Raw genomic sequence first — 14,095 nt, forward strand, 5'->3', positions numbered from 1 at the left:
GTGCTCATGCCAGGACATCCTGTTCGGTGCGGGTCAGCGAGTCGGGCAGGCCGAAGGCCCCGGGGCCGCCGAGGGTGGACATGCTCTTGAGGACGAACCGGTCGTCGACGAGGTCGCGGTGCACGGTCGCCGGGTCGAGCCTGTCGACGAAGCTCGCGTCGCCGTCGACGACGGTGCCGCGCATCGCCTCGACCAACGCAGTCGTGTAGCCGGGGAACGGGTAGGGCGTGTAGCCGATCCGCTCGCCGTGCCACTGCGGGTGCGTCAGCACGCGTGCGTAGTCGCTCTCGGACCGGGTCAGCGTCTTCGTGATCGCCGGCAACGGCTGCGGCATGTACTTGTTGCCGCTCAACAGCTTCGCCGCGTCGGGGCGGTTGCCGTTGATCCACAGCTGCGCCCCGGCGACGCCGTCGGTGAGGGCCTGCACAGTCTGCGGCGAGCTGTCGATGAGGTCCTGGCGCACCATGACGACGCAGCAGGCGTTGTCGCGCCACGCGTCGCCGGTGAACCACAGCACCTTGCCGACCTTCTTGACCTCGGCGACAGCGTTGAACGGGTCGGCGACGATGTAGCCGGAGATCGTGCCGGTGTCGAGCGCGGGGACCATGTCGGCGGGCGCCATGACGACCAGCTGCACCGTGCCGTCGGACTTCGACGGCGCCGTCCGCACCACCGGGGTCAGCCCGGCCGCGCGGAGCTTGCGCTGCAACAGGATGTTGTGGATCGACCACCAGAACGGGATCGCCACCGATGTCCCGGCGAGCTCGCGGACGTCGTTGATCTCGGGTCGGACCGTCAGTGCCGAACCGTTGGTGTGGTTCCACGCGACCATGCGGACCTGCGCGCCGAGCTGGTAGCGCAGCTGCAGGGCGAACGGCATGAGCAGGTGGACGACGTCGACCTCACCGGCGACGAACGCCTGCGCGAGCGACTCCCAGCCGCGGAACAGCACCGGACGCGGGATCTGCACGCCCGCCTGGGCGTAGCGGTTCTGGCCGTGGGCGACGAGCAGCGGCGCGGCGTCGGTGATCGGCAGGTAGCCGATCCGCGGCGCCGTGCCGGTCTTGGCGGTGGGCCGCGAGGCCGTCGCCAGGTCGGCGATGCCGGCGACACCACCGACCGCGGCCGCGGCCGCACCCAGCGCGATACCGCCGCGCAGCACGGTGCGGCGGTTCAGACCGGCCATCAGGACGCGGCCGCTGCACCCAGCTGGGAGCGATAGCCCGCCAGCAGGGTGGCGCGCAGGGAGTGCCCGGCGAGGTCGTCGTGGTCGACGGGGGCGTCGCTGCTCCAGTGCCCCGCGGCGCGGCCGGAGCCGTCGAGCAGCGTCACCTCGGTCGCCAGGTAGAGCGCCTCGTCGACGTCGTGGGTGACCATGACCAGCGTGAGCCCGAGCGCGGCGGCGGTCTCGCGCAGCCAGACCTGCAGGCTGCGCCGGGTCGCCGGGTCGAGCGCGGAGAACGGCTCGTCGAGCAGCAAGATGTCGGGCCGCACGGCGACGACGCGGGCGATCGAGACGCGCTGCGCCTGCCCTCCCGACAGCGCCGACGGCAGTGAGTCGGCCTGCGGACGCAGACCGAACAGGTCGATCAGCTCCTCGACGTGCGCGGTGTCGAACCGTGCCTTGTTGGCCCGGTACCGCCCGCCGAGGGCGATGTTCTCCCGGACCGTCAGCCACGGCAGCAGCAGCGGCTGCTGGAACACGGTGCCGACGACGGCACCTCGCCCGTCCGCGGCGTCCGGGCGGGTGAGCGAACCCGAGTCGAGCTCCTCGAGCCCGGCGAGAACCCGCAGCAGAGTCGACTTGCCGCTGCCGGAGTGGCCGAGCACGACGAGGCGGGAGTCCCGCTCGACATCGAGGTCGACGCCGTCGAGAACGGCGGCGGCGCCGTACCTCTTGGTGGCGCCGGTCAGGCGTAGCGCGACAGTTCCCATCGGAGCTGTCCTTCCGTCGGTGACTGGATGGGGAGGAATGCGGCTTCGCGCAGCCGACGGCTCACGTCGCTGGTCGCGACGTACCCGGCGCCACCTCGGGTGGTGGCCTCCAGGCGGGTGGCGTCGGTCGCCGCGGCGGACGCCTCGAGGCGGAGCCGCAGCAGGTCTGCCGGCCCGGCCTCGCCGGGCGCGGACGCCCAGGTGTGCAGCCGGCTGCGCACGGACACGACGCCTGCGAGCACGTCGTCGATGTCGGGTCGGAGCTCGGCGTTGAGCCCGGTGGAGTGCTGCTCGGCTCCGGCGGCGGCGCGAGCGGCCAGACCGGCGCAGAACGCCGTCTGGGTGAGCAGGAACGCCGGCCGGACGGCGGTCACGAACCCGGTGAGGTCCGTGGTCAGAACGTCGCCCGCCGGGATGTGCACACCCTCGAGCGTCACCGACGACGACGCAGTGCTGTCGAGCGCGAGCAGCCGCGGCGAGGCCTTGACGTGCACACCCTCGGCGGAGAGCCGGAACCGGACGATCGCCCGGCCGCCGTCATCGAACCGCACCGGCGACACCACGAGGGCGCCGGGGAACAGGTTCGAGGCCCAGCGGATCGGGCCGTCGAGGCGGACGCCGCCGTCGGGGAGCCAGGTGCCGACGACCGGCACAGGCTCGATCCCGGCGACGTCACGCAGTGCCGGCGCCATCGCCGTCACGCCCACGGTCTCGCCGAGCCGCAGCGAGCCGGCGAGCGCGTCGTCGACCCCGCCGCGGTCGAGGTAGTCGATCACCATGCCCTGCGCCCAGAGGGAGAACGCGGAGCTCATGCACTCCCCCGCGATCGCCTCGATCAGCGCGACCCGGGTGTCGAGCCCGCCGCCGAGGAGCCCGCGGGACCCCAGCCACCGCAGTCCGTCGCGCAGGTCGCCACGACCCTGGTCGACGTCCTTCGCGCACTCGCGGAACCGGTCGGTCACCTCCGCGGGGACGGGAGGCGCGACCGGGCCGAGCGCGACCTGCGCGGCGCTCACCCCTGGTCCCCGGCGAGCTGGTGGAGACGGTCGATCGGGGTGTCGACGACCTCGCGTGCCTTGACCACGCCCGCCTCGTCGTCTGCGTCGTAGAAGCAGAGGCACTTGGTCATGTCCTCACGCACGTAGGTGCGCAGGAAGCTGACCTCGGGGACGTTGGCGTACAGCGGCGCCTTGGCCTTCTTGCGGGCGAGGTAGGTGTCCATGTCGAGGCCGTCGGGGAAGTCCCACTCGACGAGGTAGCCCGCGGTCGGCTTGAGCGCCTTGATCTGCTCGAGCTCGGCACCGACGAGGCGGACCTCGTCCGGGCCGACGACCTCGGTCGCGTTCGCGAGGTTGGCGGCGGCGAACGCGTCGCCCAAGGAGTCGGCCGAGGCGGCCTCCACGACGGCGAAGACGCGGTCGTGGCTGCCGGTGATCTGCGACTCGATGAACTCCGCACCCGCGGTGGCTGCGGCCTTGTCCACCTCCTCCAGGACGGCAGAGGCACCGGCCCGGTCGGCCGTGGCGGGCACGAGCTCGAAGAGGAACAGGGACATGGGAACTCCTTCTCGGATCGACAGGACGGGCGCCGGGGGGCGCCGGCGGCACAGGGCCTGCTCCGGCCGCCGACGTGGCGGACGGAGCCCGTGCGTGATGCGTGTCCGGCCGCACGTGGCGGGGGCGAGGAACCCGTGGCGACGTGCGGCTACTGCGGACGGAAGGCCCTGGACCGGGCGGCGGGGCGACTCAGCGGACCCGCGGGTGAGCGCCCGGACACGCCGCGGCAACGACCCGGAGCAGGTCGATGTGGCGGCGCTGTACCAGCAGCACGGGGCTCACACTTCCGAGCGTAACAGACAGAACGATCGGTCTGTACCGTCTCGCGGCCTATGCTGGTGTGGTGCGCGGAACCCCCCGCAGGCCAGTGCCGGCCGAACGCCTCCTCGACGCTGCCGCCGACCTCTTCGACCGTGACGGCATCCGTGCCGTCGGCGTCGACAGGCTCGTCGCCGAGGCCGACGTCGCCCGGGCCAGCCTCTACCAGAACTTCGGCTCCAAGGACGCGCTCGTCCTCGCCTGGCTGACCCGCCGCGACGAGCTCGACCGCGCCGCCTACGACCGGGCGCTGCGGGCGGCGACCCGCGACGCCGGCAGCCCGGCCGACCCGGCCACCCGCATCCGCACCTTCTTCGACCTCGCGGCCGCATCGATGCGCCGTCGTCATTTCCGCGGCTGCCTCTACGTCAATGCGCTCACCGAGTTCCCCGACGACGACCACTCGGTGCACCTCCTGGTCGCCGAGCACCGGAAGTGGATGCGCGACGAGATCGCGGACGCCGCCGCCATGGCGGGTGCCGCGGCGCCGGCCGCGCTCGCGGCGTCGGTCCAGCTGCTCTACGACGGCGGTCTCGTCGGCGCCAAGACCGCCCACGCCGAGGAGCCCGTCCGGCTCGCCGAGCGACTCGCCCTCGACCTCCTCACGACCGCGACGGCCCGCGAGGCGACGTCGGCGGCCCCCGCCTGAGACCCCTCACCGCGGCACCCGGGTCCGGCGGCGGGGGGACGTACCGGAACCGGGTGCCGCGGCTCGGCCGGGCCGGTGGCGGCGCGTGCCGGGAGGCGTGACGGATCGCCTCCCTCGCTCCTGCCACCGGTCCCGACGCCCTCGCGTCCGTGACTGGCGCAGTGACTACTGGGCGCAGTAGCCGCAGGTGGCTACTGGGCGCAGTAGCCGCGGGCCTTGAGGAACTTCGCGCGGGTCCGGCGCCATCGCCTCGGCGTCGAGATCCGCTCCATCGCCTCGGTGTACTCGACGTACTCGGCGTCGGCCTGGTCCTGCTCGAACCGCCTGCGCACCTCTTCGCGCTCCCGCGCAGTGAACCCGGGCCTCATCGCGCACCACACGTCGCGATCGGAGAGTTCCACGAACCGTTCACAGCGCCCATGCCGAGTCCCTCCGTCGACGTCCACGTGATGGAACTCACCCGGGCACGAATCGGTCACCCCGATCCGGGGGTACGACGGGGGGATGCCCTCCCGGCACTGTCTCCTATAGTGTGCTCCCGTCTACTTTGATGAAGTACACGATCCACTGGCCGACCCCCGAGGAGGAACCTCCCGATGACGACACCGCTGGCACTGCCTGACGAGGTCCAGGTGGTCAACGTCGGGCTGCCGATGTTCGCCGATGCGGTGCGTGCGCAGGGTCGCCCCGTCCAGCACGTCGACTGGCGCATCCCCGCTGACGGCGATCTCGACGCGGTCCGCGCGCTCAGCAACCTCTACGGCGACGCGGGTGCCGCGATCGACGAGGCGAACACCGAGGTCGTCCGACGTCTCAACGACGGCGTACCCCAGCTCGTCGACGTGTCGACGTTCGGCGAGGCCGTGCCCGGTGTCGAGGGTCGCCTGATCCTGCACTCCGGCCCGGTGCTCCCCTACGCCGAGCACGCAGACCCGCTGCAGCGCTCCATGCGCGCCGCGGTCGTCGCCGAGGGCTGGGCCGCCGACGTGGCCGAGGCCGAGAAGCTGCTGCAGAGCGGCGAGGTCTCCCTCGACGCCGCGAACCACCACGACGCCGTCGTCCCGATGGCGAGCGCGGTGGGCCCGTCCCAGCCGGCACTGGTCGTCGAGAACCGTGAGGGCGGCACGCGCGCGTTCTCGTCGCTGAACCAGGGCCCCGGCGAGGTGGCGTGGTTCGGCCGCGACACCGACGCGGCGATCGCGCGGCTGAAGTTCCTGGCCGACACCGCAGGTCCGTCGGTCAAGCAGATCATCGCCGAGACCGGCCAGCTCGACATCCTGGCGATCGCCTCGCAGGGCATCACCATGGGCGACGACCTGCACATGCGTACCCAGGCGGCCACCAACCTGCTCACGCGCACCTGGCTGCCGCAGATCACGGCACTGCCCGACGCCGCCCGCGTGCCGTTCGGCCAGTACCTGGCCGGCAACCACCTGTTCTTCCTGAACCTGGCGATGGCCGCGGCCAAGTCGCTGCAGCTGTGGGCGCACCAGGTCGAGGGCTCCTCGATCGTCACGCACATGGCGCGCAACGGCACCACCTTCGGCATCAAGCTCGCCAACGACGACGCCTGGTACATCACCGACGCGCCGCCCGTGGGCGACGCGATGTACTACTCGGGCTACGGCCCCGACACCAGCGCGAAGGACATCGGCGACAGTGCCGTCCTCGAGCTGACCGGCATGGGCGGCCCCGCAGCGGGCAACTCGGCCGCGGTCGCGGCGTTCCTCGGTGGCGCGATGTCCGACGCCGCCGCGGCGACCGAGTCGTTCCAGGCCATCTGCGCCGGTGCCAGCACCCGCTTCACGCTGCCGGCCATGGGCTTCATCGGCACCCCGCTGGGTGTCGACGTCCGCAAGGTCGTGGAGACCGGCATCACCCCCAAGGTGACCACCGGCATCCTGCACGTCAACTCGGGTATCGGGCAGGTCGGCGCGGGTGTCGCCACTGCTCCGGTGTCCTGCTTCTCCGACGCCCTCAAGGCGCTCGCAGCTCGGGTGGCCTGACCATCCACCCCTCCCGGCCCGGCCGTCCGCCGGCCCGGCCACGGCAACGGCGGTCCCCTTCGGGGGGCCGCCGTTGTCGGCTTTCACGGCCGAGATGACGGTGACGATCCCGCCGGTCAGGGCGCACGATCATGACGTCATCCACTATGGTGAACAGCATGTCGCATCGTGCGTGAGGATGTCGACCAGGCCTTCGCGATCGTCGACGACCACCTGCAAGGGAGAACGCAGCGTGAGCACCGCCCTGAACCCCGCCGAGCACCTCGACGCCGCCGGGAGCCGGATCGAGCCCGCGCTGCGCACCGCGGCCCTCGAACAGCTGCTCACCGAGCGTGGCCTCGTCGACCGGGACCGCCTCGGCACCTCCGCGCCCGCCGGGACCGCCGCCGGCCCCTTCGACGGGGCCTGGTTCGCCGAGCCGTGGGAGTCCCGCGCGTTCGACATGGCCACCTCCCTGCACGGTGCCGGCCTGTTCGCGTGGCCGCAGTTCCAGGCTGCGCTCACCGCCCGCATCGCCGCCTGGGAGGACGCACGGCCCGCGGGTGAGGCCCCCTCCTACTTCATGCACTGGCTCGGCGCGTTCGAGGACGTCCTCGCGGGCGACGGCACCGTCTTCACCGACGAGATCGTCCAGCGGGCCGCGGAGCTCGCGCTCCGCGGCCACAGCTGACGACCTCTCCGCGGCTCCCGCGGTCCCGGCAGCACGCCGGGACCCGCACCACCCCCGTCAGACGTACGGCGCGGTGATGATCTCGACGAAGTGGCCGGCCGGGTCGCGGAAGTAGACGCCGCGGCCGCCGTGCTCGGTGTTGGTCTCCCCGGGCCGCTGCATCTGCGGGTCGGCCCAGTGCTCGATCCCGCGCTCGCGCAGCCGGCCGTAGGCCCGGTCGAACAGCTCGTCGTCGACGAGGAACGCGTAGTGCTGGTTCTGGATCTCGGGGAACGCCTCGACCGGCAGTTCGGCGAACTGCAGCAGCACCCCGCCGTCGAGCTGCAGGTTCGTGAACGGTCCCCAGGACGGCGCGGCGGCCATCTCCAGGATCTCGGTGAAGAAGCGCGCCGACTCGGCGCGGTCGCGGGCGGCGACGATCGTGTGGTTGAACGCAACGGGCACGTGCGGTCCTCTCGGTCGGTGTCGAAACACCGATGAGGCGCGCCCGGGCCGGCTGCACGCCACACGAGGGGCCTGGCCATCGACAAGGAACAGGACTGCGCCGCCGGGCCTGCGGGGTGCTCGACGCGGCGTTGCCGCGTCGGCCGGTACAGCCGCTCCTTCCCGGTAGGCCCATCTGGGGCGCACCCCGATCTTAACGCAGAGCGGCCGCATCCAGGGAGAGGATGCGGCCGCTCTGCGTCGTGGGTGCTGCCGGATCAGGCAGTGGTGCCCCGGCGGATCTCGTCGTAGATCTCGCGGTGCTTGCGGGCACTCGCCTCCCAGCTGAACTTCGGGAGGATCGCCTCGCCGCCGTCGCGGAGCCGGTCGCGCAGCGCGGCATCGCCGACCATGGTGCGCATGGCCTGGGCGAGGCCGTCGGCGTCCTCGACGGGCGGCAGCAACGCCGACACCCCGTCCTCCAGGTACTCGTGGAAGACATCGAGGTCGCTGGCGATCACGGGGAGACCAGCGGCCATCGCCTCGAAGACGACGAGCCCCCAGCCCTCCTTGACCGACGGGAAGCACAGCGCGTCGGCCGCGTGGTACCAGCCGGCGAGGTCGGCCTCGCTGACCGTGCCGAGCAGGTGGACGTCCCGATCGAGCTCCAGGCCCAGTTCGGGGAGCTCGGCCAGCGCCGCGTCCCGATAGGGGGTGTAGTCCTGGAACGAGTGGCCGCCGACGACGGCCAGCGTCGCGTCGACACCCTCGCGCTTGAGCCGGGCGAGCGCGCGGAACGCGTGGACGGTGCCCTTGCGCGGCTCCACACCACCGACGGCAAGGAAGACGAACCGGCCGTCGCCGGCGCCGATCCGCCGCCGCAGCTCCTCGATCTTGCCGTCCTCGGGCTTGGCGAACCTGCCGAGGTCGACGCCGTTGGGGACGATGTCGGCGTCGCGGCCGTAGTCGTCGCGCATGATGCGCCGCCACTGCTCGCTGACGACGAGGATCCGGTCGGGCTCGACGATCGCCTGCTTGGAGCAGTTGATGAGCGCAGGCGTCGTGAAGTCGTCCACGTGGTGCACCGTGCGCACGACGGTGATCGGGTTCCCCGCGTCGCGCACCCGGGCAGCGGCCCGGGCGGCGATGCAGTCCTGCGCGTGCATGATGTCGTACTCGCCGGCGAGCTCGGCGAGTCCGGCCTCGAGCATGTCGATCGACGCGAACACCTTGTCGTCCAACGTCTCGCCCGCGTTCTTGGGCTGCTGCAGGACGGTGTTCGGGACGTCGGTGTGCCGGAACAGGCCCACCGACGGGTCCCCGAGGGTGAGGAGGTGCACCGGCACACCCTGCCGGTGCAGCTCCTCGGCCAGGCTCAGGGTGTGGACCAGCCCTCCCCGCGGCTTGGTCGAGTGCGAGACGAGGGCCAGCCCACGCTCCCTCACAGCGAGATCGCCGCGATCTCGGGCTTGCGGCTGGCGATTGCGGCGGCGGCGAGCGCGGCCCGCTGCGCGGTCGCGGTGACGAGCACGCCGGCGTCCTCGAACGCCTTGCGCTGCGCCTGGTAGCCCTGCGGGTCCTGCTCGGTGCCCAGGACGTAGACGATGACCTGGGGGCCACCGGCGTCGCGGATCTCCTTGAACACCGGGACGAGCTCGCCTGCCGGGTTCTCGTGGGCGCCGTAGCCGAGCACGACGTCCATGAGGATCGCGGCGACGTCGGGGTCGGCGGCCTGCTCGCGCAGCATCTCGATGCGCGCCTCGGGGTCGATCATCGGGTGCGGGCGACCCTTGGTGTACTCCTCCTCGCCCAGGTCGAGCGAGGTGTGCGCGCCCGCGGGGGCGGGCAGGCCCAGGGACTTGTCGAGCGGGGTGTTGGAGTACACGTCGCCCAGGGTCTCCCCGAGCACGACGAGCGACTCGTAGCAGAGCGTGCCGCCGGAGTAGAGGCCGCGGACGAGCGTGCGCTCGGCGGGCAGCTTGTCGGCGATGACCCGGACCTGCTCGACGAGACCCTCGGTGACGTCGGGCGGGGTCTGGCCCGCGAGCTTGGCGACGGCGATGGCACCGGCCTCGAGCGTGCGGGTGACGATGACGCCCTCGGGGGCCGTGAAGTCCTTGTCGATGCCGATCAGCGCGGCGACGACCTTCTTGCCCTTGGCCGCCTCGAGCACCTCGTGCGCGACCTGCGGGTTCGGCGGCTTCGACACCAGGAAGATGATCTCGGTGCTGTCGTCGGCGACGAGCCGGCCCATGGCCTGCTTGGCGGTCAGGCCGCCGATCTTGGCGGTCAGGTCGCGGCCGCCGAGGCCGATGACGTGCGAGACGCCCGCGCCCCACCGGTCGACCAGGCCCGCGGCCTCCTGCGCACCGGTACCGGCGGCGGCGACGACCGCGACGTTGCCCTCCTTGACGACGTTCGCGAACGCCAGGCAGGTGTGGCCGAGCATGGCGGTGCCGGCGCCGGGACCCATGATCAGGCGCCCGATGCGGTTGCCGCGCTCCTTGAGCGCGATCTCGTCCTCGACGGAGACGTTGTCGCTGAACAGCAGCACGTCGAGGCCCGCGGACAGCGCCTTGTGCGCCTCGAGGGTCGCGTAGTCGCCGGGCACCGAGATGACCGCGACGTTGGTGTCGGGCTGGCGCGCGATGGCCTGGGCCATGGTGCGGGCCGGCTTCTCGGCGGCCTCGCCGGAGGCGTTGGTGCGCGGCGCGAACATGGCCGCCTCGCCCGCCTCACGGGCGGAGTCGGCGAGCTCGTCGGAGTCGGCGTTCACGGCGACGAACAGGTCGTTCGCACCCGCGTGGGAGACCTCGGAGATGTCGAAACCCTCCGCGGAGAGCGTCTCCAGGTTCGCGGGGGTGGCCATCGCGGCCGAGGCCCAGACGATGCCGTCGAGACCTCGCATCGCTCGGGTACCGGAGAGCTGTACCACCGAGTCCACGTAGGTGTCGGTGTACAGCGTGATGCGATGGATGCTCACGGAGCGGCTCCCAGGTGCTGATCGGCGGCAACGATTCGAGTGCCCGGCTCGGCGTCGTCGCCTGCTCCGGGGTTCAACGACGCGACGGCGCGGGCGGCGTTGGTCACGACCGCCGTGGCTCCGCCCTCGCGGACGAACTGGATGGCGGCCCGCATCTTCGGGCCCATGCTTCCCTCGGGGAACTGGCCGTCGTCGGCATGCGTCTGCGCCTCGTCGACGGTGATCTCACCGATCGAGCGCGCAGTCTCCTTGCCGAAGTCCAGCATCACCGCGGGCACGTCCGTGACGAGCAGGAGGGCCTCGGCCCCCAGCGCGTTGGCCAGCCGCTGAGCGGCCGAGTCCTTGTCGATGACGGCGTCGATGCCCTGCAGCGCACCGCCCTCGTCGACGACCGGGATGCCCCCGCCGCCCGCGGCGACGACGATCAGCCCCTGGTCGACCAGGCCGCGGATCGCGTCGAGCTCGACGATGTCGACCGGCTTGGGCGACGGGACGAGACGGCGATAGCCGCGTCCGGCGTCCTCGCCGACGACCCAGCCCTGCTCGGAGACGAGCCGGGCGGCCTCCTGGACCGTGTAGAACGGCCCGATCGGCTTCGTCGGCAGCCCGAAGGCCGGATCGTCCTTGCGGACGACGACATGGGTGACGACGGTGACGACGCCCGGGAGATCCACCCCGCCGGCCTCACGCACGGCCAGCGCGAGCAGGGAGCCGAGCTGGCCCTCCGTCATCGCGCCGAGCACGTGCAGCGGCATCTCGGGGACCTGGTCGGCCCCGGCGCGCTGCTGGATCGCGAGGTTGCCGACCTGCGGACCGTTGCCGTGCACGAGTACGACGTTCCAGCCGGCTTCGCGCAGACCACGGATCGCGGCCGCCATCGCCCGCGCGTTCTCCATCTGTTCTGCGTGCGTGCCCTGCTGTCCGTTGCGGGTGATGGCATTGCCACCCAGCGCAACGACTGCGGTCTTGGACATCGGGACGACTGTCTTTCGGTCAGGGGTCCCGTGACGCGGGGCCGCTCTTCATCATCGGAGGTGTTCGCCCACTATAGTAGACGGTGGCTCGCCCCGTCACTCCCCGCGACCCGGGTACAGTCCGCGCGTGCCCCGGGCCCACCTGCGGTTGCGCCTGCTCGGTCCGTTCACCGTAGAGGGCGGACCCTCCGACGCCGTGCCCGTCGGGAAGGCACGGCGTGTCCTGGCCGTCCTCGCGGAGCGCCCGGGAGAGTTCGTCTCCGTCGGCGACCTCGTCGACGCCGTGTGGGAAGGCGATGCGCCCCAACGGGCCGACCGCAACGTCGCCGCCCTCGTCAGCAGGCTCCGCGGCGCACTCGGCCGCGAACGCATCGACGGCACCCCCGCCGGCTACCGGCTCGTCGCCGCCGACCTGTCCACCGACCTCGCCGAGGCGATCGAGCGCGTCGAGCGCGCCGAGCTCGAACTGGGACACGGCCGGTTCGCCGTCGCCGCCACCGGTGCCGAGCTCGCCACCGGGATGCTCACCGCCGACGTGGCGCTGTCGGGCGAGCAGCCCGACGGCTGGGTCTCCGACGTCCGCCGCCGCGTCGCCCGCTACCGGCACCGCTCCCGGATCTGCTGGGCCGCAGCCGCTCTCGAACTCGGGGCGCCCGACGTCGCCGTCGACGTCGCCTCCGCCGCACTCGACACCGACCCCCTCGACGAGGAGGCGTGCCGCCTCGTCATGACCGGGCTGGTGCGCGCCGGCCGGCCCGCCGACGCGCTCGCCGCCTACGAGGCCCTCGCGGCCGCGGTCTCCGAGCAGCTCGGCTGCGACCCGTCGCCCGCCACCCGCGCCCTCCTCGACGAGCTGCGTGGCCCCACCCCCACCGACGGCGACCCCGCCGTCGCGCCGGAGCCGATCGTCGGCCGCGACGCCGAGCTCGACGTCCTGCGCCGGCAGTGGGCCCGCGCCGCCGACGGCACCCCCGGCCTGGTCGTCGTCACCGGGGACGGCGGCGTCGGGCGCAGCACGCTCGTCGACCGCTTCGCCGACGAGCAGCGCCGCGGCGGTGCGCTCGTGCTGTCGGTCGCCTGCCACGAGGCGGAACGCTCGCTCTACCTCGAACCGCTCGTGCAGCTGGTCCGGGCCGCGCTGCGCCGCGTCGACCCGGCCGACGTCCTCACCCTCGCGGGCTCCCGGCTGGGTGCGCTCGCGCAGCTGGTCCCCGAGGTCGGGGACCTCGTCGCCGCCACCGACTACGAGCGGGCCGACCCCGAGCTCGAACACGGCCGGGCCCTCGACGCCTTCGCCGGGTTCCTCGCCCGGCTCTCCGCGACCCGCCCCGTGCTCGTCACCATCGAGGACGCCCACCACGCCGGCCGGTCCACCATCGGCGCCCTGCTGTTCGCGATGCGTGAGTGGACCGCCGACGCAGGCGCGCGGCCGGTGCTGGTCGTCGTCACCGAGCAGGGCACCGGGACGGCCACCGAGCCGCTGCGCGCGGTGTCCACCGGCTGGATCGAGCTGGGCCCGCTCGACGTCGAGGCCGTCGCCGAGCTCGTCCGCCGTGCCGGCACAGGCCACGACCCCGCCCGGCTGCACGGCTGGACCGGCGGGTCGCCGCTGTTCGTCGCCGAGCTGCTGCGCGCCCCCGGAACCACGGGCGTGCCACGCGCCGACGACGTCCCCGTGCCCGTGCCGCGCTCGTTGCGCGACATCGTCGCCGACCGCATCGACGCCGCCGACGAGGAGATCGTCGAGCTGCTCGGGCAGGCCGCGGTTCTCGGCACGTCGTTCACCCTCGACTCGCTCGCGGCGCTGACCGGAGCCGGTCCCGACGCATGCGCGGCACGGGCGGCCGAAGCCGTCCGGAGTGGGCTGCTGCGGCCGCTGCCCGACGGGATGCGGTTCGTCAACGACCTCGTCCGACAGGTCGCCTACGAAGCCACCCCGATGCCGGTGCGGATCAGCAGGCACCGGCGCGCGGCCCGACTCTTCGACGCCCGTCCCGAGTCCGCGGCCCGGCACTTCGCGGCGGCGGGCGACTGGTCGTCGGCGGCCGGGGCCTGGAGCCAGGCCGCCGCGGCCGCGGCCCGCGCGTTCGCGAACACCGAGGCCGTCGAGCTGCTGTCCAAGGCCGTCGGGGCGGCGCGCAGCGCGGGCGACGTCACGCAGCTGGTGCACACGCTGCTGCGCCGCGGCCGGGCGTGCTCACAGATCGGGCGCTACGACGATGCGGTCGCCGACCACGAGCAGGCCCTCGAGCTGGCGCGAGGCATGGACGACTCCGAGCTGGAGGCGCTCGCGCTGGAGCAGCTGGGCTGGACCGCCCTCTACGCCCGCGACGCCATGGCCGCCGTCGACCTCGCCGAACAGGCCACCGAACTCGCCGAGAGCGCCGCCGCCGCACCCGGCGCGCTGCCCAGCGCCACACTGCTGGTCGGACGGGTCCGGCACTGGGACGGCGACTACGACGGCGCGGGCGTCGCGTACGAACGGGTCCTCGACAGCGCACCCGACGACTCGACGCGCGCCATGGCGCTGGCCTACCGGGGTGCGCTCCTGCAACACCTCGACCGCTTCGCCGAAGCCAAG

Annotated in this window: 13 protein-coding genes; 4 read left to right on the forward strand and 9 right to left on the reverse strand. The window is 72.8% G+C overall.

Going from position 1 to position 14,095, the window contains the following annotated elements:
• Nucleotides 1-4 precede the first annotated feature (4 nt).
• From TOK_RS09105 to TOK_RS09120, 4 genes are read right to left on the reverse strand one after another with little or no spacing between them, the layout of a single operon-like run.
• A complete protein-coding gene (locus TOK_RS09105) occupies nucleotides 5-1,186 on the reverse strand; it encodes an ABC transporter substrate-binding protein (RefSeq protein WP_098957352.1) in 1,182 nt (393 codons plus the stop codon).
• Nucleotides 1,186-1,935 carry an ABC transporter ATP-binding protein gene (locus TOK_RS09110; RefSeq protein ID WP_098957353.1) on the reverse strand — a complete coding sequence of 250 codons (750 nt, stop codon included), beginning with the start codon at nucleotides 1,933-1,935 and terminating at the stop codon, nucleotides 1,186-1,188. Before TOK_RS09110 ends, TOK_RS09105 begins: the two co-directional genes overlap by 1 nt.
• Nucleotides 1,911-2,951: an acyl-CoA dehydrogenase family protein gene (locus TOK_RS09115; protein ID WP_098957354.1), complete on the reverse strand. Its 1,041-nt coding sequence runs from the start codon at nucleotides 2,949-2,951 to the stop codon at nucleotides 1,911-1,913. The genes TOK_RS09110 and TOK_RS09115 overlap by 25 nt, the downstream gene beginning before the upstream one ends.
• Nucleotides 2,948-3,490, reverse strand: a complete 543-nt coding sequence (locus tag TOK_RS09120; RefSeq protein WP_098957355.1) for a DUF4242 domain-containing protein — start codon at nucleotides 3,488-3,490, stop codon at nucleotides 2,948-2,950. Before TOK_RS09120 ends, TOK_RS09115 begins: the two co-directional genes overlap by 4 nt.
• Before the next feature lie 344 nt (nucleotides 3,491-3,834).
• On the opposite strand from TOK_RS09120, the gene TOK_RS09125 reads away from it, so the two are divergent.
• Nucleotides 3,835-4,458 carry a TetR/AcrR family transcriptional regulator gene (locus tag TOK_RS09125; RefSeq protein ID WP_098957385.1) on the forward strand — a complete coding sequence of 208 codons (624 nt, stop codon included), beginning with the start codon at nucleotides 3,835-3,837 and terminating at the stop codon, nucleotides 4,456-4,458.
• Between the two features lie 191 nt (nucleotides 4,459-4,649).
• On the opposite strand, the gene TOK_RS09130 is transcribed toward TOK_RS09125, so the two are convergent.
• Nucleotides 4,650-4,859 (reverse strand): hypothetical protein, encoded by a 210-nt coding sequence (locus TOK_RS09130; protein ID WP_098957356.1) that lies wholly within the window; start codon nucleotides 4,857-4,859, stop codon nucleotides 4,650-4,652.
• Between the two features lie 195 nt (nucleotides 4,860-5,054).
• On the opposite strand from TOK_RS09130, the gene TOK_RS09135 reads away from it, so the two are divergent.
• Nucleotides 5,055-6,464, forward strand: coding sequence for a DUF1116 domain-containing protein (locus TOK_RS09135; RefSeq protein ID WP_098957357.1), 1,410 nt, complete (start codon nucleotides 5,055-5,057; stop codon nucleotides 6,462-6,464).
• Nucleotides 6,465-6,696: 232 nt separating this feature from the next.
• Complete coding sequence (locus tag TOK_RS33935; protein WP_253258269.1) at nucleotides 6,697-7,134, forward strand: nitrile hydratase accessory protein; 438 nt, start codon at nucleotides 6,697-6,699, stop codon at nucleotides 7,132-7,134.
• Between the two features lie 57 nt (nucleotides 7,135-7,191).
• On the opposite strand, the gene TOK_RS09150 is transcribed toward TOK_RS33935, so the two are convergent.
• From TOK_RS09150 to TOK_RS09165, 4 genes are all read right to left on the reverse strand, one after another.
• Nucleotides 7,192-7,578 carry a VOC family protein gene (locus tag TOK_RS09150; RefSeq protein ID WP_098957358.1) on the reverse strand — a complete coding sequence of 129 codons (387 nt, stop codon included), beginning with the start codon at nucleotides 7,576-7,578 and terminating at the stop codon, nucleotides 7,192-7,194.
• 257 nt (nucleotides 7,579-7,835) lie between these two features.
• Nucleotides 7,836-9,002, reverse strand: coding sequence for an MSMEG_0565 family glycosyltransferase (locus tag TOK_RS09155; RefSeq protein WP_098957359.1), 1,167 nt, complete (start codon nucleotides 9,000-9,002; stop codon nucleotides 7,836-7,838).
• A complete protein-coding gene (locus TOK_RS09160; RefSeq protein ID WP_098957360.1) occupies nucleotides 8,999-10,540 on the reverse strand; it encodes a protein FdrA in 1,542 nt (513 codons plus the stop codon). Before TOK_RS09160 ends, TOK_RS09155 begins: the two co-directional genes overlap by 4 nt.
• Nucleotides 10,537-11,514 carry a carbamate kinase gene (locus TOK_RS09165; RefSeq protein ID WP_098957361.1) on the reverse strand — a complete coding sequence of 326 codons (978 nt, stop codon included), beginning with the start codon at nucleotides 11,512-11,514 and terminating at the stop codon, nucleotides 10,537-10,539. The genes TOK_RS09160 and TOK_RS09165 overlap by 4 nt, the downstream gene beginning before the upstream one ends.
• A gap of 127 nt (nucleotides 11,515-11,641) precedes the next feature.
• Between TOK_RS09165 and TOK_RS09170 the strand changes: the two genes are divergently transcribed.
• Nucleotides 11,642-14,095: AAA family ATPase (locus TOK_RS09170; RefSeq protein ID WP_098957362.1), on the forward strand; the 2,454-nt coding region annotated here is incomplete at its 3' end.

This window comes from Pseudonocardia sp. N23 (genome assembly GCF_002583555.1).
GTDB lineage: Bacteria > Actinomycetota > Actinomycetes > Mycobacteriales > Pseudonocardiaceae > Pseudonocardia.